A 19,849-nucleotide genomic window follows, 5' to 3' on the forward strand; every position below is an offset into this window, starting at 1 on the left:
AAGCCACCCGTCACTCGTAAGTGTGTCTCTAAAAGACTGGGTAGCTGTTGATGTTATCTTTATTACTCAAAACTACATATCGCAATACTACTAAGGATTTATTCTCCGGGAGTACCTAATAGCCTATGCGATATGCAATTTTCAATAAGCAAGGGAAGTCAGTGATGATTAAATGTATAATGTATTTGAGCTGACTGTGCCTTGCTAATGATACTAGATAGCCTTGCAACTATCATGGTGGCTCGTCCACTTAGTACCTGTTATATATCCACAGGAGGAACCTGCGTTTGCTTTAAACATATTTCCGTATGCTAAAGACTTAACCATAAGGAGGTGGCTGTGATATCCCATCGCCTAAATATCACAATACCAATATACATCAGATTATTGCCTTAAAAGTCCGCAATTAGTCCAGTTCTCCTAACTTCCTACCAATTTCTTCAACGACATTTTTTCTAACTTCAAAACATCTAGATCTTGAGTTTCTAGTAGCCATAGCGATACCGTCCCAAGTTAACGTTCTTGGCTTTTCGAAGTAATATAGTTTAATTACATTATAATCATCTTCGTGCAGCTTTTTTAACACTTCTTCGATGATAAACTTTTGTTCTTCTAACCTAGCCAATCGCTTATCTTGGTCTAGCGTTACCACAAAGGTTTCAGCTAGACTAGTATTAGACTGTGATTTGCTACCCCCAACATTTTCATCATGTTCTCTAACAGGGTATAGAAGTGCTAATCGACGTTTTTTTATTTCGCTATCTAATTTAGGGTAATCTTCTAAAAGTTGTTCAACTCTTTTAAAATCTTTACTTGCCACTCAATCACTCCTTATCCCGTTCTCTCGCTTGTTGTTGCTCGTCAATCACATCAACTATTGTGTTCAGCATTATGAAAATAAATGTCCCAACGATCACCAGTAGTGTGAATGCACCTATGTACAATAATAGTTGTGTTATTAGGTCCATCTATTCCACCAACTTAGCTAATTCTTCCACTTTGTCTGGTCGGTTATCACCCCAAGCGAACTCCCCATCAACAAACACCAATGGCATTGTGCGATTACCTGTTACTTGCGCCCATTCAAGAATATCCGCATTTTCTTCATCAAAGATATTCTTTGTTTCAAATGAAATACCTCGTGCTTTCAATTGCATTTCGGTATGTAAGCATTTTGGACAATTGTCTTTATCGTACACGATTACTTTTTTAGTCATAATTTACCCTTCCTCATCTGTGATTGAGATAGCAGAAACCTTCTTACCAACCGCCGTCTCGATAAAATCTTCTGCATTGTCAATCAATATACTGTCAATTCTTTGTCCTTTTGTTAAGGGCATTTCAGAATATGTAATAGGAAAATGAATACTTAACCCCATGTCTTTTGATAAATCATAAATGTATTGCGCTTGCTGAAACGTGCTACAAAGGATATACCCTTTATTTTCACTAGCAAGCTTAATCATGTCATAAGTTTTTCCTTGCCCTCTGCCTTTATAAATAACTTTCATCTTCGCTCTCCGTTTTCTCCACCATTTTGATAAGTTGCCAGTAAATCAGAAATTGTATGCACATCAGTTCCTAGGTTTTCAATCGCTTTGTCATAGCATTCAATCATTTCTTTGATTTCATCTACTGTGTCTTGTAGGAAAGCCAACCGTTCTCCATATACCGATAATTCGCCAAGCAGTCGCTCACGTTCACGCCTTAACTTTTCTTCTGGTTTTTCTAACACTAAGATTTCTGTCATTTCAGTGCCTCCTGTATGTCCAAATATATTTTCAACTCGATTTCTTTCTCTGAATTAGGCTTATTTTTTAAACTCGCACGCAAATTACTAATTCGACTGTTTACTAGGTATTTAGCCTTCTTTAACTTTTGACTGTCTTTGAATAGATTTTGATTTCGTTTCACCAGTTCATTGACTTCGTCATCATGTTTTCTCATCAGCTCAACAATCGTTAAAGTATTCGCTACTTTCTTTTCACTTTTTTCGAATAGTAACCCCATATTATTCACTCCAATTCAGATAACCACTAACTGCCACAATTGCGTATGCAGCGAACGATGCAACTAATATCCAATTTCCTACCGATACCCATACGATAATGTTGATGATGTTAGATAAAACCCATAGTAACCAACCATCAGCATTACCGTTCATTTGTCGAAGTTGTGCGCCGATTGCAATACCGTTTTGTACGCTGTCTAGTACTACCATGTTTCCGTCAAAGTATTTACTGATTAAACCCATCGCCACCGTACCGAATGCGATATATGTAATGATTTTAATTGGCTCGAACTCTGACTTAGTTTCCACTTCCCCAGTTTCGTCTTTGTGATTACGGAAGTAAGGGATGCCTTGTAACGCCTGCGTTACGAAGTAAATGATATTCATCCCCACTTCTGCAAAGAAACGATTTTGGAAACTTAGGACACCACCTAAAACGTTATTAGACATGTTCAATGCGAATGTACTTGATTTCTTGTGTGCCAGTAGGATATTACCGAATAAACCGAGCAGACCCATTGCGGTGGACATTAGGTCAAAGGCTTGTAAGTTGCTGTAAATCATATTCCCTAGCAAGTAAACTGTTGCGACTATCTGTAAACCGATGATGATTTTCTTTTTATTTGTCATTCTTCTTCTCCAATTTCTCAATACGTTTTTCTAATTCAGCAATACGATCTAATAACGCTTGTTTTTCTAGTTTTTCAATGTCTGGATGTTTCATAGTTAGTCCTCCACTCCGAAAATATATTTCTTGATACGATCCTCACCGATTGCGTTAATTGCTTCATTGGCCATTACTGTACTTTCAAAGTAGATAGTTCCTTGCACTTTGCTATACGACATACTCCAAAAATCTATACTCCCATCGCTCGTATCGAAAACCATACAGAAGTTACCTTCCATTGACTCAAATGGTCTGCTGAACTTTTGCAGTTCGGCTTCGACTTTTAGCTTCTCAACAGCAAACTCTGCTTGTTTTTTGGTTTTGAAAATGTTGCCAATCTCTTGGTGGTATCTATCGATATAGTGGTTATTGTCGTAAAATGTACTAAACACACTACCATCAAAATCTACATACCAATATTCATAATCATATTGTGGAAGCTCTTGCTCATCTTTCTCTTGTTCTTCCAATTCAGCGATACGTTCTTTCAACGCTTTTAGTTCCTCTTGTAAGTTCATAGTTAGTCCTCCACTTCAATTGGTTCATCACCAAGCCATACTCGCACAAAGCGTCTTGTGTCGTGTCTAACCTCTGGGAACGTGTCCACTAACCATTTAACACCATGCTTGTTGTAATACTCCCAATGTCCTTCAGTTATGTCGACACAATCTAGGACGTAGATTAGGTCGTTGTAGTATGGTTGAGATTGTTTGACTAGGTTTTGCCAGATAGTGTGTTGTTCAGTTGTCATTTTCATGGTCAACCCTCCAAATTGTAGATTCTTCTTTGATTATGTTTGTAATTACCATGGGCAACATTAATTTCATTGATGAATTGATCTTTTGTAATTTCACCAGCATTGAAGTAATTTAATGCTTTACCAACTTTCTGTTCAAAGTTATCAATATTATGTTCAATTCGTTCTTTCTTTGTCGGCTTATAGCCTTGTGGGTTAAAATTGATTGTCATCTTCATCATCCTCGATTTCATAAAGTAGTATTGCGTTTCTATCTCCTTTATCTCTTATATGCGTTAGTGGATAACTTTTGTATTTCATTTCTTTGTACGTGTAACCCAGCCTGTCAGCTAATTCTTCTATCGTTCCTGTACCTAGTGGTCTGTCGCCACGATAGGCGATGTATTCCTTAGTCATAGTTCCTCCTTAAATTAAGTGGCATACTTTGTGGCTCACTTTTTGGCATACTTTTTGGCATACTTTTTAACCTTTTCGCCTTGCCATAATAACGATTGCCATAGTTGGCATACTTTTTTGCCAAATTCTCTTATATATCTATATATTTTTTATAAATAATATTTATTTTCTTTTTCTAGTAAAATAAAGAAAAAAAGTATGGTAAGTATGGCAAACCCTGCCACATCAACCCCGAATTTCTAAAAAGTATGGCAAAAAGTATGGCAATAACTATGGCAAAAAGTATGGCAATTTTTTTATAGCTCTTCTTTCACATAATAAAAATTTCTTTTTCCTAACCTCATTTGCCTTACTCGGTCATAACCCATTTCCTTTAACCTTTGAGTAAGTTTTGTTTTACTAAATGGTTTAACACCGATTTCGTCACAATAGTCTTTATACTGGACGTAAATTGCACTGTCTGGTAAATCCGAATCGACTCCCACCTCATCCTCAAAAGCTAATATGGAGTCAGATTCTAAAATGTACCCTTTTACGTTTTCGTCAATTGTTTCAGATTTCGAAATCTGTCCCCCATTCGCTTGTATTCTTTGGAGGCCAGCAAGTGCTAAGTTTAGTATGTAACTTTGCGCTTTTTCGGTACTTAATTTTTCATCAATATTAAAATCAGCTTTAGTGACCACGTTGTCGCAAGGGATAATAATCAACCGTCTTGCAATCCCTCCCGACTTATCTTTAAACGAAGGCATGCCGTTAGCCGTAAAAATTAGCGTTGCTTTATTCTTCATCCGATAAGGAGTGGCGTAGATAGGTCTTACTGTTAAAGTGTTACCAGAAGCCAGTATTTTGAAATTTGAGCTGCTCTCTAGATAGTTTGCATCGATATCATCACCAATGTTTACTAAATTCCCTTCCAGTTCTACAACCGAGGTGGGATCGTTAAAGTTTTCAAGACTGATGTTTGTACCTAAATCTCCAACAAAGCTATTCAGCATTTCCAAAAATGTAGACTTCCCGTTCGCTCCCTTCTCACCTATGAAGAAGAAAACTTTGTGTGGAAAACCTTTTGACATTAGAATGTGGCCCATCATATCTTCAACAACTGTTCTCAAGTCTTTTCTGTCGCAAGTCAGAAAGTTCAAGAAGGTGTCCACATCAGTGTTAAATGCCGACTGGTCATATTCAACATCTAGATAATATGGCGTAAAACTTTCAACCTTACCTTCAATTGCTACACCGTTATCAATGTAATAATCATTCTTTAATTGGATAGGGAAAAATTCTTCTTCAATCAATTCTGCACGCTTCATAAATTGGTTTATCAATTCTGTGTCCTGCGAGTGCTTTAGCTCAATATACTTGTCAATTGCACGCAGTAATTTGTTGTTATCGTTGATCCAGTGGTTACCTTCTTTAAAATATAAGTTGTTGTTAAATAATTTGACTTCTAATTGCTCCACTAGAAATTTTGATGTCGCAATGATATCGCCTTTATCTAATTGAGCTTCACTTGTCACTCTCCCCATGAACTTTTGAGCAAAGGTGTAATCAGTGTGAAATTCATGAATCGGTGTTTTTAGCGCTTCTTTTAACTTCTTAACATTTTCCTCCGCCCATGCTTCATTCCCTAAAGCTAACTTCTCACTAAAAAGATGAGCGTCTGGGTAAGATATCTCACCCATCAAAGCAGCTTTCGCTATAACCCAAATTGCAGACAAAGCGTTGTCATACTCTTGCAGATTCTCACGCTCTCGAACAATATATTGTTCAAAGGCTTCTACCGCTTCCTCATGTTTAATTGGAGCAACTTTTTTAGCCACAGTAGGCTTTGATTTTTCTTTGGGTTTAGTAAAAGTAACTTTACTTGTATCTATTTGATTGTCGTAATTCACTTCAAGTGATTCCGTTCCACCAAAGAACAATCTGGAGCTGTCTTTGTTTGCCTTATCAGCGTTTGGGAACTTATCCATCAACCACTGATACATCATTTCAACTTGCTTATTGTTAGTCATTGGTTTATCTAAAAAGAAAACTACTCTAAATCTGTGCCAGTCTTCTGTATGATTAAATGTTGTGTATATGAAACTAGCATTTCGCTGAATGAGCTCGTGTTGATAAATTTCAGCGACACTAGAATATTTACTACCAGTTGTTTTGAATTTTTTAGCTTTACCGTTTTCATCTTTAATTATTTGACCGGTTTCGTCTAAACGTGTTTCGCTATTGTCGAAATCCAAAGCTACAATTTGTTGCGAACGCATATTATCTTTCTTACGTTCCCCGTTCATAGTTGCCAGAACCATTGTCTGCCCATTATCACCAACCATTCCAGCAAGCTCCTGTGGAGTCACAGAAGCTTCGTAAGCTGAAATTGTCTTGTTGATGTTGGGTATTTGGGCAGGTTCAGGCTTACGCTTAAATTGCCTATTATGTACTAATAAGTCGTATGTTTGAGCCATTGACTACCCTGCTTTCTAATCACTTAAAATGGTAAATTTTCATCATCGACTTCTACGGTGTTTGCTCCACCATCGAATGGATCATCTGCATATTTTGCGAAAACATAGTTTGTGTAAGTTTTTGTTTTAGCTTTATTTGTTGATTTTGTAACCTCTAAGATAAATTGGCTACCTTTTGCACCTTGGTCATTAAATGCTTGGTCTAAAGTTGTCATATCTTCCCAATCGTCTTCCTCAAGTGTTACGCCAGTTGCAAACGCTAATTGAGAGATGTATTTGATATTGGTTGTTAATAAGTTAGGGTATTTTTCATAAAGTTTGTATGGATTACCTTTTTCATCTTTTGCTACAAAATCAGGATCTAAGTTAATATTGATAAACTCGTGACGATCAATTTCATCTCCAGCGACTACTTGGCAATCAAGTGCTAAGCACTCGTACCCACTATCGTACTTATGGAATTTAATGCTATTTAACATGACATCGTATTCACCTTCAGGAAGACCTTGTGCTTCTTGTTGAGAAGCGTTATCTGTTGACGGGTTGAAGTTTTCTAAAGTTTGGTTTGCTAAATCTTTTAATGACATAATTTTCTATCTCCTTTTTAATTAAACTTGTGGACGTGGACGGTTGCGGACAACACCATCTGTATTGTTAGTAGGTGCTTGCTTCTTCTCTACGGGCGCTGGTGTTTCTTTTGTAGGTTGCGGTGTATCTTCCACTGGCGTAGTGGAAGTTTCTTCCTCACTAACCCCAACTAGTTTTTCTTCAGTTTCTTCTTCAAGTTTTTTGACAATTTCATCTTGTTTTTTCTTGTTAGTGCGTTGAGATCTTTCGAAAGCACCAGTTAAAGTGTCTAAAATTTCTAGGATACGTTCGTCATCAATATTGTCACGCTGATAGTTTTTACGTTTCTCTTTAACGATACGCAGGTAGTTCTTACCAACTTTTTTCGCTTGAATCATGTAGTCACAGTTACCGTTAACAATATTGACGTGTTTCTCTTTTAGTGATGGAATTTCATAAGAAACATTGTTTTCTTCTCGAGTAGCAATTCGGCTAACATAGATAACGTTAATCGGTAAGGCTTTTAACTCAATAACTAAAGCGTTGAAGATATTGCTAAATGCTGCGTAACCTTTTCCGTAACCAATATCTCCAATCGTTTCAACACCTTCACGGTCACAAATGTACTGTTCAATCATGACAACAATGTCATCGATAACGTCCAACACAACTGTTTCAAAACCGTGTTTTGTTGTCTGCAATTCTGTGATGATTTGGTCAAATTGGTCTACTACTGATTCTGAAATCTTTCCGTTTTTACCTCGTACATTTCGCAATTGGATGCTTGGATAAGGATTTGCAGAAGCGTTACCGTCTGTATCTAGGAATAGTGGGTTAGGGAACTCACTTGCTAGATAAGACTTTCCGTTCATGGTTGCACCGTAAATGAAGAAGTTCTTTGGTGTATCAACTGTTTTTGTGGGTTTGTTTGGTGGTAAAATACTCATTTGTTTATGCCTCCTAATATCCTTGTTCTAAAATCGACTTACTAGTCGTAAATTCTTCAACAATTGTCACTTCAAAATACTGACCGTAGTCTTTATGTTCTTTTACATCAATTGTTTGTTTTTTCACTTCACCGTCTGTTTCATTTTTAACCTTTTGAATTAAATCGCTGGCTTCACTTTCTTGCGTTGTGAAGTATTTAGATTCTTGTTTTAACAACACTTTCATTTATTTAGCCTCCTGTATTTTGACGTAGCCTTTTTTATCAACTTCTTTGATATATTGTTCGTACAATTCTGGATGTTCTTGCTCAAACCGTTTCTTATCAAAAGTTTTTGCTTTTGTAGGCAAAACACGAGTCAACACAATAAATGGTGTTTCGATTTTCTTCACATCATTTTCAGTCATTGAGTCGTAAAATTTTTCTTTCAATTCTTTTTCCCGTTTCTCAAATTCTTTAACTTGTGCTTTCATTTGCAGCAATTTTGGTGCAATGTTCTTCAACTCGATTAGCTGTGCATCTAGTTCAGTTCCTTGCGAGAAGTATTCTTCTCCAGTCATGCTTGGATTTTCTTTCAGATATTCACAACGAATCCAAAACGTTTCAATTGCAGAAAGGATTTTTTGAATATAGTCTTCATCACGTTCGATTTCTTTGATAACTAATCTATCTGCATCGAATTCGGTATCAAAGTCTACTGGTCTTTCGTATAAGGCTAACCATCCAACCTCACATCCAATTTGTGCCATATATAATTGCATTTGCACTTCATACACACGCTGGTCATAATTCTTTCCGTGTGTTTTGATTTCTAAAAGAATATTGTGTTCCTTATCAATACCATCCACGTTAGATCTAATAGCTCTTTCTTCATCAATGTAAGTGTCGACAATGAAGTTAGTGCCGTTCACAGCGTTGATGTATTCTCTAATTTTTGGCTCTAATTTATTACCAAATAAGATATATGGGTTATTGATAAATTCACGTTTTTCAATGCCTGTCTTTTCTCGCGCCAATTCATATTGCGTTTTATATTTGCTGATGCCTAAAATAACTGGCATATCAGAACCACCAACATAGATGTTGCGGTTTTCGGTTACATTTAAATCCTGTTTTTGCAATCCGAATCCTTTAAATTCTTCCATTACTTCACCCCTAACTTCGTTTCGATATACAGTTTTTTATCAAAATCTTTTTTGTTCGCCAAAGCGCCCCATACGTTTTCTTCAATTGAAGCGGTCGTCAAAAACTTAAATACTGTTACTTTTTTCTTTTGACCGTTCCGATGCGTTCGCCCTAAAGACTGTGCATAATCTTGGAAACTGAATGTTGGTGTGTAATAAACCACAATGTTTGCGTACTGCAATTCAATCCCCGCAGCTCCTGCCATATATTGCACAAGGGTTACACTGTTTTTAGTATTCGCCCATTCAGATTTTGGCGGTAAGTGTTGTTTACTACCGTTCACTTCGTATACCGTCTTGTCTTTTGTGATTTCTTTTATAGCATCAAGTTCTGAATTATAGTTGTAGAACACAACTATGTTGTTGTCTGTTCCTTCAAACAGCATCTCTAAGTAAGCGAGTTTATCTTTTAAATTGGCGTGTTCTCTCAACCCATGAGTTAAGCTCGATGGGTTATCATACGCCACATCGCCCAACACACGATCTTTAGCAATAATCTTGTACTCTTTAGATGTTTTAAACCTAACTGTTTTGAATACAATTGGTGGCAAGTCTAATACATCGTCTTTTTTGATACTGATTGCAAATTGCTTGTACCAGCCTAATAATTTGTCTTTTTCTTTATAATCAACCACTTGATTTACTGTGCGTTGTCCAAAAAACTTCTGTTCCCAAACACCAAACTTTTTATTGAACTGTGTTTTATTTTTAGTAAATCCAAACATAATGTAGTAATTGATCATGTCACCGATATTATTACTTGCTGGCGTACCGCTTAATAACAAAAAGTGTGTAGCAGCTTTAGTTAATTGATTAGCTGACTTGCCACGTTGACTAGTCGGGTTTTTGATGTAGTGACACTCATCGAATACAACGAAGTAACCTTTGTATTCTTGCCACTTTTTGGAAATCATTCCATAACTCAATGTTTCATAAGTAATTGGGATATTATATTCACTTGAGATAAATTTAATTTCATCATCCCAACCACCCTCTTTAATCTTTGCAGGAGGTGCAACAACTAATAATGGTTCGCCTTTGTTATGTTTCAAGTAATGATGTATAGCCATCATCGTCTTGCCTGTTCCAACATCGCTCGCAATTAGATAATTAGGTTTTGCTTGGTCTACAATTTCTCTTTGAAACTTATAAAGTAAGTCTTTCAAGTAATCACCCCTTCTGTTTTCAAAGTATTCTCTACAACCTCAACGCTATTTGCTACAAAAGCAATACCACCAGATTGTTTAACTTTATTAATATGGAACTCTTGTAATGCAGAAACCTTTCCACCACTTGGTTTTTTAACTTCTATGGCTATAAAATACCCGTTCACACAAGCGATAATGTCAGCAGTTCCTGCAGGTACAGATCCACCCAATGTTTTAAACCAATAAGCATTGTGTCTATCCAAGAATTTTTTTATCTGATTTTCTACTCTTTTTTCAGGTAACATTTGTCCTTCCAATCGTGTTATAATTTATACGTAAAATATTTACTTGAAGCGCCTACTCGCAATAGGTGCTTTTTTATTCGTCGTCAACCCAAACGTGATGAATTGATAAATCACCGATATGGACTTCTTTTTCTGCTTCGTCCTTATCTGCATATAGCGGTAATTCCACGTCTGCATAACCTTCCACCCATACTCTGACCGTTCGGGTTTCATCTAATCCGTCATCATCTTCTGGATAAAATTGCTGTTGGTCCAAGTCATATACTCCTCGCATTTTTTCACCACCTTCAACTGTAATTCCTTGCCTTCATTTCCAAGAATTTGCTATCCGTTACGTCTTTAACTTGCACTTGGGATAGATACAACTTGGCGTCTTTTAAATGCTTTAAATCGCCGTTATTTAAGTATTTATCAATACTGTATTTAGCGTTCCTAGCAAGCTGTCTACTGGTTAGTTGTTTCATTTTCATTCCCCACAAACATGTCTGCATCTCGTGCATTGATCCATGTATAAGCCAGCGAAATAATGAATGGTACGAATAGCAAGACTGGAATCCAACCTGCGTAACCTTGGAAGATTGTTTCTAGCATGCCGATGAAATAGATAGCAGTTACTATTCCCCACACGATTGTGTTTTCTGATTCTCTGTTCATATCATTTGTCCTCCTTAGCGGTACTTGTTTTCTTCTTTAAACTTTAAAAATTCCACAAATGTTTCATAATTTACAAAAGTGGTTGAATGCCCGGGCTTTAAAACTCCACCGCTGAATACTGGTAGATTTTCCATTTCTTTGGTGTAAGCTTTAGCCGTGCTGTTGGACAAACCAACAAACAACTCTGGTAGTAGTCCTAAGCGATACCAAATGCCCTTATCAACTTTTTCTTTAATTTCGATTTGCAATTTGAACACCTATCTTTCTTTTACACTTTTTGTACTGAATTTCCGTACTTCTTAGGTAAAAAAATAATCTCATCAATGCTCAAGTTAGTTATTTTAGAAAAAAGGAAGGCTGTATCCATTCGCATATAACGATTATATTTCTCATAGTTATAATACGTAGTTACTGACACACCTAACTTTTCTGCCATATCTTCTTGAGTTAGACCTGCTAAGTTCCTTGATTGCTCAAGTGTAAATTGTCGGGCCATGTAATCTCTCCTTTCCTTAAGCGATGTTATCAGTATATACGGGATATCCGTACCTGTCAATAATAAAGTTCAACATTTCCGTTCTTTTTACTAAAAAACTTGTAAAAAAGTATGGATATAACCGTACCAATAATGTATAATATATATAGAAGGAAGGTGAAACAAATGCAAATCAAAGATAAAATAAAATATTTGAGAAAAAGAAATGATTTTACGCAAACTGATCTAGCAAATAAGTTGGATGTGGCAAAAACCACAGTGTCAACTTGGGAACGTGGCGGTAATCTTCCACTAATGGATAAAATTGTTCAAATGGCTGATATCTTCAATGTACCAATTTCTTATTTCTTCGATGATGTAACTGAAGATATAAAAGTTGTGAACATTCCATTGCTAGGTGCGATATCATGCGGCGATCCAATAACTGCGGTTGAAAATGTGGACGAGTATCACAAAGAAATTGAAAACCAATTACCAAATGGTAATCTGTTCTACTTAAAAGCTAATGGAGATAGCATGTATCCTCTAATTCCTGACGGTGCTTTAGTTTTAATCAGAGAACAACGTACTGTTGAAAATGGAGAAGTTGCAGCGGTATTAGTAAATGGGGATACCGAAGCCACACTTAAAAGAGTTAAAAGAATAGGTAGCGAATTATTATTACAACCTGAAAATAATGAATACGAGCCTATTATTGTAAACGAAAAAAACCCTGCCAGAATTATTGGCAAGGTCGTCCGTGTTAAATATGATTTATAATTATTGCCCTGCCAGTAGCGCAAAACTGGTGGGGAATTTGTTTAACTAATTATATCATAAAGGGGATATTTTATGTATAGCGAAAAGTTTGGGACTTTATTTAAGAAATCAGTATCCATAGAAGATGACTTATTGAAGATTGGTAAAAATGTAATTGATACCAATGATATTGATACCGTATATCTAGCAGAACCAAAGTTACTTTCAATGGGTACGGTCTACTTTAGTGTGGACGGCGAATTGACAGATAACGTAAAAGAATTTAAAAAGAACTCATTTGACTTTAATGCTGATGAAGTTGAAAAAGTTCAAGAATTATTAGAACTTTTAGATGCTGATGTATTATCTGGTCCTTCCACAAGTCAAATGGAAAAGAACGAATACAAAAAAGTACAAGAACAATTTAAAGCTGATCGTGAGGAAAGTAAAGTTTTAAAATGTCCGAAGTGTGGCAGTAAGGATTTACAATTTGCTGGAAACAAACGTAAAGGTTTTTCAGTTGGTAAAGCGGTAGGTGGTGCAGTATTAACTGGTGGTATTGGTACGCTTGCTGGGTTTGCTGGTGGAAAAGGTAAAAAGAATGAGTTTGTTTGCATGAACTGTGGTAAGACTTTTACCAGAAAGAAATAAAAAAACACCCCACTCTACACTTTGGTCGGTCGAAGAGTGAGGTTACTGAAGTTCAACAAAATGCACTATGTGTGTGCTTTTTGTGTACCTATATTTTAACATAAGAAAGGATGATTTGGTATGTGGATGACAATCTTAGAACAAGGGAAGTATAAATATACTGAAGATTACAAGGACCCATACACGGGAAAGAAAAGATACAAGTCGGTAACGCTAACCAGTCAGTCCGCACAGGCTTGGAATAAGGCTAAGAAAATCTTAGATAAAAAGATTGAAGCAGCGAAAAACACAAAGAATACCAAGGATATGACTTTTGGTCAGTTGATGGAAGAATGGTACCCACTACATGAGAAACCTTTAAGAAACAGTACGAAACGCAAACAAAGAATCATGCGGCGGAAAATCGAAGAAACAATAGATGTCGACATACTTGTCAGCAATATTGACACGCGGTACTTACAGAATTGGATAAACGGTTTCGACCACTTAAGCCATGGCTATACACGGTCTATTAAAATTTTAGCTGGGCAAGCCCTAAGCTATGCGGTTGATATGGGTATTATTGACCACTCACCCATGGATAAGGTCAAAGTAATCAAGAAAAATGATAGCACGACAAATATATCCGAAAAGTACTTTGAGCCTGACCAAGCTCAACAGCTTATCGAAAAGCTATCTATGAGTAAGCGGACACTACGCATGGCCAGACTTGCTGAATTTATGTATCTGACTGGCTGTCGAATAGGTGAAGCCATCATACTTAAAAAGACCGACTTTGATTTTGATAAAGGCACTGTTTCGTTTCATGGCACGCTAGACGCCACCAACGGCTATAAGAAAGCAATTAAAGGACCGCCAAAAACCAACACCTCTCACCGAGAAATATCGCTGACCGACCGTTGTATTGAATTGGTAAAATCACGACTAATCGAACAGGAACTCGAGAGTATTGCTAGTGGACATGACACAGGTTACGTCTTCTCAACTGCTAGCGGTACACCAATACAGATTGTGTCGTTTAACAAGTCTTTAAAACTAGCTGGCGAAAAGCTCGGTATGAAGAACAGCAATGAGTTCTCATCGCATTATTTTAGACATACGCACATATCGCTGCTAGCCGAAAACAATGTACCTTTGAAGGCTATCATGGCTAGAGTTGGCCATTCGGACAGCAAGACGACTACCGATATCTACACGCATGTAACCAGAAAAATGGTGTCGGACGTAACTTCCAAACTTGATGATATCGGCTTATAATTGCTACCTTTTTGCTACTTTTACTATTTCAGGCAATTTAAAAACCGTCAAACCCTTACAGGCTCAACGGTTTGATTACGTAGATTATTTTACCTCTTTGAAGACACAAACTTTACGTAATTTTGGACTATATTTTTTTAATTCTAAACGATCTGGATTGTTACGACGGTTTTTCTCTGTTAAGTAAACACGTTCGCCTTTTAATTCAGTGTTTTCTAAAATAATGTTCACACGCATGTGATACCCCTCCAATACAATAAAATTATTAACTGATATACAGTAACCATACTCGATTATTGTACCATAATCTTAACCTATATGCCAAATATTTTTTAGTCTTGTAAAAAAAATTGGTCATACACTTAAAATGATCAGCATGGGGCTGTGATTTGAGTGTCACAGCCCCACACGCAATTATTGTGCTTCTTCTAATGCTTCCGCCTCTTCTGCTGATGCTTCCGCATTTTCTGCCATTTGGTCAGCTACTTTATTTTGATATTCTTCAATATCATAGTATAAACCTAAGACATTTGGTGCAGCAGCTTGGGCAGATACAGATACATCAGGTGTTGTTCCTGGAATAACGATAGAAACCGCAATTTCAGGATCATCATATGGTGCCCATCCGGCCCAAGTTGAATTTTCAAGCGTATCAGATACTGTCGCAGTACCTGATTTACCCGCTACTTCAATTGGGAAATTAGCAAAAATAGCGTTCCCCAAACCAGTTGAAGTATGGATAACAGACCAGATACCCTCTTGCACTTCCGCAAGCATTTCATCTGTAATCGACAATTCATTCAATACAGTTGGCTCATATTCGTAAACCGTTGCTCCATCGCCAGCAGTCTCCTCGTCTTCAGTAGGTGCCAAAATTTTATCCAGCACATGTAAAGCATAGCGAGTACCACCATTCGCAATGGTTGAAATATATTGGTTTAATTGAATTGGTGAGTAGGTATCAAACTGACCGAAAGACAAGTCAAGTGCGTTACCTGGGTCACCAGTATCAGCTCCGATTAGACCAGTTGATTCATTTTCCAAGTCAATACCAGTCGATACACCTAAACCAAATTCTGCATAGTAGTCACGTAAGGTATCATAAACGGCATCTGTATCTAGTTCTGACAAGTCCATGTATGGTTCGTAGTAGTTTACACCACCCATTGCCATTGCCAATTTAATCATGTAGACGTTGGAAGATTGAGCTAAGGCTTGTTTATCCGTTAAGATCCTTGGCGTTGAATCGTTACCAGATGTAAACCACCAAGAAGCTTTAACTGGCGTACCGGAGAAGTATAGGGGTTCATCGGTAATTTCATTGTCTGAACCAACTTCAAGCAAGCCTTCTCCGTAACCAGCGGAAATCGTTGCAGGTTTCACAACAGACCCGGATACAAAGACGCTATTAATCGTACCTAAGGCATCATCAACAATTTCACCATCTGAATTTTTCTTCTTACCAACTAAAGCGTAAATAGCCCCCGTATCAGGATCAGACGCTACAATATAGATAGAATTGTTGGCTTCAGTTGTCGCATCTTCTAAATACTGAGTTGCATATGCTTCTAATTCCGCTTGGTATTCAGAGTCAATAGTCAACTGAACCGTATTCCCCATTTCTCCAGCATAAGTCTGTTCAGAGTTGATAATCTCTCCCTCTTGACTCACTTCTGTTGCATAGGTCGTTTTCGAACCACGTAAATCCGCTTCATACTGTTCTTCAATATAAGACACCCCTACCCGATCATTTAGGGCATAACCCTTAGCTAGGTAGAAATCTTGTTGGTCACTTGGAATCCCTTCTTCTGTAGAAGATACACTCCCAAGCAATGAACGTAGTAATGAATCTTGCGGGTAAGTCCGTTTCCAGTCGGTTGTCACATTGACACCTGGTAACTCAGCTGAATGCTCTGCCACAACGGCCATCTCTTCAGTGGTTACCCCATCATTTTTAATCATGACAGTTGTGAGTGACGAGGCTGCATTCATTTTGGCAAAAATAACTGCTGCTTCCTTATCTTGGTCACTTAGACCATTCAAGTCGTCGTCAGTCACCTTACTCACTTGGATGGCGTAAATTTCATCATCCGCTGCAGCGGCCTCATCGTCCGTTAACCGGTCATTGATGACATCTGTATGGGCTGCCACAAAATAATCCTGTAGGTCACGATCGGATACATCCTCGAAATCTATAGCTATATATTTAGCTAGATACTGCGCCGTTTGGACCATATCCTCACCAGAAGTGTCCTGGCCACGTGTATAAGAAATTGCTGGTAAAGCCTCATTAGACACCATCAATTCTCCTTCAGAATCAACAATCAACCCACGAGGGACCGATTCCTCAACAATAGTTGTTTCTGTCGCATTCACCAGATCAGAGAACATATCCCCTTGAACTAGTTGCAAATAAGATAAACGTAAAATAAGTATTGCAAACAGGACAAAAATCCCTATCAGCATCACGTTCAAACGGTTTAAAAAGGAGCCCCATATGGGTGCACGTCTTTTTGGTTGGTCTTGATCATCAGAACCCATTTTATTCCACTTTTCCTCAGCACCCTCATGTTGCTTCGGTTGTTTATTTTGATCACCTTGATCCAACTTGTCACCTACTTTCAAATAAAACACTTATATGCAGCCAAATAGGTCAGTCCACTCAAGCTAGCATAATCTTTCTTAATTATACACAAAAAATGGTCATAAGACTCGTGTAAATTATTAAGAATCCCTATATCCACCTAAAAATCACAGAAGTTTTTATTTTTGTAAAAAATCTTTAAACAAGGCAATCAATCTGCGAAATATGATATGCTAAAAGTAATTCGCAAAAAGGAGTTCGTGTCATGACGCAATATATAAAAACGATTCAACAAAAAAGTCAGAAACACCCACTCAAAGCTTCAATGATTGGCTTGTTTCTAGCAGTCTTTATCCTGATGGGACTCTTCTTTATCTTTGGCCTAAAAATATTTCCTTTCGGCAACGGCACCATCATGACTGTCGACCTAGGCCAACAATATATCGACTTCTATCAATACTACCGAGACATCTTCCAAGGCAATTGGGATCAGATTTTCTATTCCTTCTCAAAAGCCACCGGAGGCGAAATGGTCGGGACCTGGTCTTACTACCTCATGTCCCCCTACTTAATTTTCTTGCTATTTTTCCCGCAATCCTGGCTTTCCTTTGCCGTCGCCTTGATTGTCTTACTCAAACTCGCCACCGCAGCATCCGCCTTCCAGTTCATGTTAGGTCGGTTCTATAATGAAGTGACCTGGCAATCACTCACATTTTCATTCGCTTACGCTTTCATCGGCTACCTATCCGCCAACCAACTAAACGTCATGTGGCTAGACGGCGTTATCTTCCTCCCCTTTCTCATTTGGGGTTTGGAAAAAGTCATGCGCGGTCAATCTGGCTGGACCTATGTAGGTTGGCTAGCCCTTATCCTAATCTCGAATTACTATATCGGTTACATGATTTGTTTATTCTTAATCTTATTTTTCTGCTACCGGATGGTTGCTCACGGACGAGCTGATTTGCATAGTCAAGACCAGATCGACAGTTTGAACCAGAGCTTGGCGCCAACAGCGCAATATCAAGCCAGCTACTTTACCAATTTGAAAACCTATTTCATGCAAACATTTGGTAAATTTGCCGGTTGGTCACTCGCAGGTGGTGGTTTAGCTGCCTTTATTTTAATGCCCACATTCTATGCATTATCAACCAGTAAAGGGCAACAATCGTCACCCGAACTTGAATTAACCACCGATTATCCTTTATACGATATTGTGTCAAAATTCATCCTAGGGGCCTTTAACTTTGACCAAATGCCAGAAGGATTGCCCAACATTTTCGTAGGAAGTCTAGCGCTTATCATGGCCAGCCTTTACTTTTTCAATAAGAAGATTCCTTGGCAAGAACGATTAGCCGCCGGTGGATTGACGACGGTCCTATTATTATCCATGAACATTTCAGGGCTGAACTTGATTTGGCACGGGTTCCAATATCCAATCTGGTACCCATACCGTTTTTCATTCGTCTTTTCATTCTTTCTATTATTTATCGGCTACCAGCTCTACCGACAAAAAACTGTCTTATCCATTAAAAGTGCAATAGCTTTGTTGATACCTTTTGCTATTGCCTACGGTTACCTGTTCTATAAAATTGAAGAATTTGACTATATTTCAGTCACAACAGTCCTAGTTTCCTTCGTCTTATTCGTTGGGGTCACTGCCCTGCTGATGATGGCTGTTGACTTCGACCGGTTGATTTACATCCTTCTATTGTTCATCACCATGAGTGAAATGTTTGCCAACTCAGTGATCACTATTTCCTCTATTTCTTACTTGAAAGAAGATGGCTTTGCGGATTATATTGCTGAAATCAAACCAGAAATCGCATTGTATACGCCCGCGGAAAATGAATTCTATCGAATGACCAAGACCTTCCAGCGGACAAAAAACGATGCCATGCAGCTGGGTTACTATGACTTGAACCATTTCAACTCGACAATGGAACGAAACACCACCCAATTGTTCAAACAATTAGGGCAACCTATGTCAGACGGCTTTACCAACTATACAACAGGGACCCTAGTGACAGACGCCCTATTTGGTGTCCAATATTACTTTGACGTCACCCCGTTTGAAGATAATCAAGGCGCCTTAAAAGACCGAGTCAGGTCAACACGAGCTGACTTGAGTGAATACCCTGTTACAGAAGTCACAGACCAATTAATCATCCATGAAAATCCCAATGCCTTGTCCCTTGCCTATATGGTTAGCCAAGACATCCAAGACGTCGCCATTGATGACGTCAATCCAGTTTACCTGCAAGATGAATTGTTGAATGTCTTAAGCGGAAACGGCACAACAGACGGCATTGACCTTTCACAATTTGAGATTGCCAACTTTGCCAGCGTGGACCTTTTCCATGTGGATTCACAAGATGCTTCTGTGGTAAACACAGCTTATACCCGTGATGACACTGGAGAAGATTCGTTTATTGATATCCATATCAATGTCAAAACAGACCAAGCTTATTACATTACCGTCCCTTCATTCTTGAACGATGAAGAAGTCAAATACTACTTAGACGGCGAGCCATTGGACTACGATTCTTCCTACCAGTCGATTCAATTATTTAATATTGCTAACGACGATCAAGGCGCAGAGAAAGTATTTACCATACAATTGCTAGATGACGAAACAACCCTAGCGGATATCAACCTCTATACCCTTGACCAGGAAATAGTATCCACCATGGCAGAAGACTTAAAGCAAAATCAGTTGGAACTGACCAACTTCTCAAATGGGGCTTTCTCAGGCACCGTTACAGTAGACGATCCAAGTGAATATTTGATGGTCACTGTCCCATACGCAGAAGGTTGGCACGCCAAAGTCAACGGCGAAGAAGTCGATACCGCATCCCTATTAAACGGTGGCTTTATGGGTATCCAATTCCAAGAATCTGGTGATTATGAAGTCACTTTCTACTACATCCCACAAGGCTTGATATTAGGTGTAGCCATTACTGTCGCAACCGGACTCGTACTAGTAGGTGTATATTTCCTTAACAGGAAAAAAGTGAAAACGAAATAAATAT

General features: G+C 38.0%; 27 protein-coding genes. 4 read left to right on the top strand and 23 right to left on the bottom strand.

Annotated features, from left to right (window positions below):
• Nucleotides 1-406: 406 nt before the first annotated feature.
• The 21 genes from ACUW85_RS04440 to ACUW85_RS04540 all read right to left on the bottom strand — a co-directional run bounded on the left by ACUW85_RS04440 (nucleotide 407) and on the right by ACUW85_RS04540 (nucleotide 11,590).
• On the bottom strand, nucleotides 407-820 hold the full coding sequence (locus ACUW85_RS04440; protein ID WP_182023319.1) for a DUF722 domain-containing protein: 414 nt from the start codon (nucleotides 818-820) through the stop codon (nucleotides 407-409).
• A 148-nt stretch (nucleotides 821-968) separates the two neighbouring features.
• The gene (locus ACUW85_RS04445) at nucleotides 969-1,217 is read right to left on the bottom strand and encodes a glutaredoxin family protein (RefSeq protein ID WP_182023318.1); all 249 of its coding nucleotides are present in this window, start codon (nucleotides 1,215-1,217) and stop codon (nucleotides 969-971) included.
• A gap of 3 nt (nucleotides 1,218-1,220) precedes the next feature.
• Nucleotides 1,221-1,511 (bottom strand): hypothetical protein, encoded by a 291-nt coding sequence (locus ACUW85_RS04450; protein WP_182023317.1) that lies wholly within the window; start codon nucleotides 1,509-1,511, stop codon nucleotides 1,221-1,223.
• Entirely contained in the window at nucleotides 1,508-1,750 is a 243-nt protein-coding gene (locus ACUW85_RS04455; RefSeq protein WP_182023316.1) for a hypothetical protein, read from the bottom strand. The genes ACUW85_RS04450 and ACUW85_RS04455 overlap by 4 nt, the downstream gene beginning before the upstream one ends.
• Nucleotides 1,747-2,010, bottom strand: a complete 264-nt coding sequence (locus ACUW85_RS04460) for a hypothetical protein (protein ID WP_182023315.1) — start codon at nucleotides 2,008-2,010, stop codon at nucleotides 1,747-1,749. Before ACUW85_RS04460 ends, ACUW85_RS04455 begins: the two co-directional genes overlap by 4 nt.
• 1 nt (nucleotide 2,011) lies before the next feature.
• The gene (gene pnuC / locus ACUW85_RS04465; RefSeq protein ID WP_182023314.1) at nucleotides 2,012-2,641 is read right to left on the bottom strand and encodes a nicotinamide riboside transporter PnuC; all 630 of its coding nucleotides are present in this window, start codon (nucleotides 2,639-2,641) and stop codon (nucleotides 2,012-2,014) included.
• 96 nt (nucleotides 2,642-2,737) lie between these two features.
• On the bottom strand, nucleotides 2,738-3,196 hold the full coding sequence (locus ACUW85_RS04470) for a coiled-coil domain-containing protein (protein WP_182023313.1): 459 nt from the start codon (nucleotides 3,194-3,196) through the stop codon (nucleotides 2,738-2,740).
• Nucleotides 3,197-3,198: 2 nt separating this feature from the next.
• Nucleotides 3,199-3,435, bottom strand: a complete 237-nt coding sequence (locus ACUW85_RS04475) for a hypothetical protein (RefSeq protein WP_182023312.1) — start codon at nucleotides 3,433-3,435, stop codon at nucleotides 3,199-3,201.
• A 2-nt stretch (nucleotides 3,436-3,437) separates the two neighbouring features.
• On the bottom strand, nucleotides 3,438-3,647 hold the full coding sequence (locus tag ACUW85_RS04480) for a hypothetical protein (RefSeq protein WP_182023311.1): 210 nt from the start codon (nucleotides 3,645-3,647) through the stop codon (nucleotides 3,438-3,440).
• A complete protein-coding gene (locus ACUW85_RS04485) occupies nucleotides 3,631-3,831 on the bottom strand; it encodes an integrase (RefSeq protein WP_182023310.1) in 201 nt (66 codons plus the stop codon). The genes ACUW85_RS04480 and ACUW85_RS04485 overlap by 17 nt, the downstream gene beginning before the upstream one ends.
• A 296-nt stretch (nucleotides 3,832-4,127) precedes the next feature.
• On the bottom strand, nucleotides 4,128-6,290 hold the full coding sequence (locus ACUW85_RS04490) for a DNA primase family protein (protein WP_453977972.1): 2,163 nt from the start codon (nucleotides 6,288-6,290) through the stop codon (nucleotides 4,128-4,130).
• A gap of 23 nt (nucleotides 6,291-6,313) precedes the next feature.
• Nucleotides 6,314-6,877, bottom strand: coding sequence for a hypothetical protein (locus tag ACUW85_RS04495; RefSeq protein WP_182023308.1), 564 nt, complete (start codon nucleotides 6,875-6,877; stop codon nucleotides 6,314-6,316).
• Nucleotides 6,878-6,898: 21 nt separating this feature from the next.
• Nucleotides 6,899-7,804, bottom strand: a complete 906-nt coding sequence (locus ACUW85_RS04500; RefSeq protein WP_182023307.1) for an AAA family ATPase — start codon at nucleotides 7,802-7,804, stop codon at nucleotides 6,899-6,901.
• A 13-nt stretch (nucleotides 7,805-7,817) separates the two neighbouring features.
• Nucleotides 7,818-8,030 carry a hypothetical protein gene (locus tag ACUW85_RS04505; RefSeq protein ID WP_182023306.1) on the bottom strand — a complete coding sequence of 71 codons (213 nt, stop codon included), beginning with the start codon at nucleotides 8,028-8,030 and terminating at the stop codon, nucleotides 7,818-7,820.
• Nucleotides 8,031-8,948 carry a YqaJ viral recombinase family protein gene (locus ACUW85_RS04510; protein WP_182023305.1) on the bottom strand — a complete coding sequence of 306 codons (918 nt, stop codon included), beginning with the start codon at nucleotides 8,946-8,948 and terminating at the stop codon, nucleotides 8,031-8,033.
• Nucleotides 8,948-10,153, bottom strand: a complete 1,206-nt coding sequence (locus ACUW85_RS04515) for a DEAD/DEAH box helicase (RefSeq protein WP_259345376.1) — start codon at nucleotides 10,151-10,153, stop codon at nucleotides 8,948-8,950. The genes ACUW85_RS04510 and ACUW85_RS04515 overlap by 1 nt, the downstream gene beginning before the upstream one ends.
• Nucleotides 10,150-10,440 (bottom strand): PDDEXK family nuclease, encoded by a 291-nt coding sequence (locus ACUW85_RS04520; protein ID WP_182023304.1) that lies wholly within the window; start codon nucleotides 10,438-10,440, stop codon nucleotides 10,150-10,152. The genes ACUW85_RS04515 and ACUW85_RS04520 overlap by 4 nt, the downstream gene beginning before the upstream one ends.
• 73 nt (nucleotides 10,441-10,513) lie before the next feature.
• The gene (locus ACUW85_RS04525) at nucleotides 10,514-10,714 is read right to left on the bottom strand and encodes a hypothetical protein (protein WP_182023303.1); all 201 of its coding nucleotides are present in this window, start codon (nucleotides 10,712-10,714) and stop codon (nucleotides 10,514-10,516) included.
• A 170-nt stretch (nucleotides 10,715-10,884) separates the two neighbouring features.
• Entirely contained in the window at nucleotides 10,885-11,094 is a 210-nt protein-coding gene (locus tag ACUW85_RS04530; RefSeq protein ID WP_182023302.1) for a hypothetical protein, read from the bottom strand.
• Nucleotides 11,095-11,108: 14 nt separating this feature from the next.
• The gene (locus ACUW85_RS04535; RefSeq protein ID WP_182023301.1) at nucleotides 11,109-11,351 is read right to left on the bottom strand and encodes a hypothetical protein; all 243 of its coding nucleotides are present in this window, start codon (nucleotides 11,349-11,351) and stop codon (nucleotides 11,109-11,111) included.
• An 11-nt stretch (nucleotides 11,352-11,362) separates the two neighbouring features.
• Nucleotides 11,363-11,590 carry a helix-turn-helix transcriptional regulator gene (locus ACUW85_RS04540; RefSeq protein ID WP_182023300.1) on the bottom strand — a complete coding sequence of 76 codons (228 nt, stop codon included), beginning with the start codon at nucleotides 11,588-11,590 and terminating at the stop codon, nucleotides 11,363-11,365.
• 165 nt (nucleotides 11,591-11,755) lie between these two features.
• Here ACUW85_RS04540 and ACUW85_RS04545 point away from each other — a divergent pair, with 165 nt between their 5' ends.
• The 3 genes from ACUW85_RS04545 (at nucleotide 11,756) to ACUW85_RS04555 (ending at nucleotide 14,236) form a co-directional block, all read left to right on the top strand.
• A complete protein-coding gene (locus ACUW85_RS04545) occupies nucleotides 11,756-12,349 on the top strand; it encodes a LexA family protein (RefSeq protein WP_220456906.1) in 594 nt (197 codons plus the stop codon).
• Between the two features lie 72 nt (nucleotides 12,350-12,421).
• A complete protein-coding gene (locus ACUW85_RS04550; protein ID WP_182023298.1) occupies nucleotides 12,422-12,979 on the top strand; it encodes a hypothetical protein in 558 nt (185 codons plus the stop codon).
• Between the two features lie 120 nt (nucleotides 12,980-13,099).
• Nucleotides 13,100-14,236 (top strand): tyrosine-type recombinase/integrase, encoded by a 1,137-nt coding sequence (locus ACUW85_RS04555; RefSeq protein WP_182023297.1) that lies wholly within the window; start codon nucleotides 13,100-13,102, stop codon nucleotides 14,234-14,236.
• An 84-nt stretch (nucleotides 14,237-14,320) separates the two neighbouring features.
• Here the strand turns inward: ACUW85_RS04555 and rpmG are convergent, their stop codons facing one another.
• Together rpmG and ACUW85_RS04565 are read right to left on the bottom strand one after the other, a co-directional pair.
• A complete protein-coding gene (rpmG, locus tag ACUW85_RS04560) occupies nucleotides 14,321-14,473 on the bottom strand; it encodes a 50S ribosomal protein L33 (protein WP_003141750.1) in 153 nt (50 codons plus the stop codon).
• Nucleotides 14,474-14,650: 177 nt separating this feature from the next.
• Nucleotides 14,651-16,843, bottom strand: coding sequence for a peptidoglycan D,D-transpeptidase FtsI family protein (locus ACUW85_RS04565; RefSeq protein WP_259345375.1), 2,193 nt, complete (start codon nucleotides 16,841-16,843; stop codon nucleotides 14,651-14,653).
• 242 nt (nucleotides 16,844-17,085) lie between these two features.
• On the opposite strand from ACUW85_RS04565, the gene ACUW85_RS04570 reads away from it, so the two are divergent.
• The gene (locus ACUW85_RS04570) at nucleotides 17,086-19,845 is read left to right on the top strand and encodes a YfhO family protein (RefSeq protein WP_182023295.1); all 2,760 of its coding nucleotides are present in this window, start codon (nucleotides 17,086-17,088) and stop codon (nucleotides 19,843-19,845) included.
• Nucleotides 19,846-19,849: the final 4 nt, after the last annotated feature.

The sequence above is a fragment of the Aerococcus sp. 150760013-2 genome, from assembly GCF_053627715.1.

Excerpts from the sequence above, each read along its gene's own strand:
- ACUW85_RS04475 (WP_182023312.1), bottom strand. The coding sequence starts at position 3,435 with ATGAAAATGACAACTGAACAACACACTATCTGGCAAAACCTAGTCAAA.
- ACUW85_RS04520 (WP_182023304.1), bottom strand. The coding sequence starts at position 10,440 with ATGTTACCTGAAAAAAGAGTAGAAAATCAGATAAAAAAATTCTTGGAT.
- ACUW85_RS04495 (WP_182023308.1), bottom strand. The coding sequence starts at position 6,877 with ATGTCATTAAAAGATTTAGCAAACCAAACTTTAGAAAACTTCAACCCG.
- ACUW85_RS04470 (WP_182023313.1), bottom strand. The coding sequence starts at position 3,196 with ATGAACTTACAAGAGGAACTAAAAGCGTTGAAAGAACGTATCGCTGAA.
- ACUW85_RS04450 (WP_182023317.1), bottom strand. The coding sequence starts at position 1,511 with ATGAAAGTTATTTATAAAGGCAGAGGGCAAGGAAAAACTTATGACATG.
- ACUW85_RS04460 (WP_182023315.1), bottom strand. The coding sequence starts at position 2,010 with ATGGGGTTACTATTCGAAAAAAGTGAAAAGAAAGTAGCGAATACTTTA.
- ACUW85_RS04530 (WP_182023302.1), bottom strand. The coding sequence starts at position 11,094 with ATGAACAGAGAATCAGAAAACACAATCGTGTGGGGAATAGTAACTGCT.
- ACUW85_RS04510 (WP_182023305.1), bottom strand. The coding sequence starts at position 8,948 with ATGGAAGAATTTAAAGGATTCGGATTGCAAAAACAGGATTTAAATGTA.
- ACUW85_RS04490 (WP_453977972.1), bottom strand. The coding sequence starts at position 6,290 with ATGGCTCAAACATACGACTTATTAGTACATAATAGGCAATTTAAGCGT.
- ACUW85_RS04455 (WP_182023316.1), bottom strand. The coding sequence starts at position 1,750 with ATGACAGAAATCTTAGTGTTAGAAAAACCAGAAGAAAAGTTAAGGCGT.
- ACUW85_RS04500 (WP_182023307.1), bottom strand. The coding sequence starts at position 7,804 with ATGAGTATTTTACCACCAAACAAACCCACAAAAACAGTTGATACACCA.
- ACUW85_RS04555 (WP_182023297.1), top strand. The coding sequence starts at position 13,100 with ATGTGGATGACAATCTTAGAACAAGGGAAGTATAAATATACTGAAGAT.
- ACUW85_RS04485 (WP_182023310.1), bottom strand. The coding sequence starts at position 3,831 with ATGACTAAGGAATACATCGCCTATCGTGGCGACAGACCACTAGGTACA.
- ACUW85_RS04540 (WP_182023300.1), bottom strand. The coding sequence starts at position 11,590 with ATGGCCCGACAATTTACACTTGAGCAATCAAGGAACTTAGCAGGTCTA.
- ACUW85_RS04480 (WP_182023311.1), bottom strand. The coding sequence starts at position 3,647 with ATGACAATCAATTTTAACCCACAAGGCTATAAGCCGACAAAGAAAGAA.
- ACUW85_RS04505 (WP_182023306.1), bottom strand. The coding sequence starts at position 8,030 with ATGAAAGTGTTGTTAAAACAAGAATCTAAATACTTCACAACGCAAGAA.
- ACUW85_RS04570 (WP_182023295.1), top strand. The coding sequence starts at position 17,086 with ATGACGCAATATATAAAAACGATTCAACAAAAAAGTCAGAAACACCCA.
- ACUW85_RS04550 (WP_182023298.1), top strand. The coding sequence starts at position 12,422 with ATGTATAGCGAAAAGTTTGGGACTTTATTTAAGAAATCAGTATCCATA.
- ACUW85_RS04525 (WP_182023303.1), bottom strand. The coding sequence starts at position 10,714 with ATGCGAGGAGTATATGACTTGGACCAACAGCAATTTTATCCAGAAGAT.
- rpmG (WP_003141750.1), bottom strand. The coding sequence starts at position 14,473 with ATGCGTGTGAACATTATTTTAGAAAACACTGAATTAAAAGGCGAACGT.
- pnuC (WP_182023314.1), bottom strand. The coding sequence starts at position 2,641 with ATGACAAATAAAAAGAAAATCATCATCGGTTTACAGATAGTCGCAACA.
- ACUW85_RS04545 (WP_220456906.1), top strand. The coding sequence starts at position 11,756 with ATGCAAATCAAAGATAAAATAAAATATTTGAGAAAAAGAAATGATTTT.
- ACUW85_RS04445 (WP_182023318.1), bottom strand. The coding sequence starts at position 1,217 with ATGACTAAAAAAGTAATCGTGTACGATAAAGACAATTGTCCAAAATGC.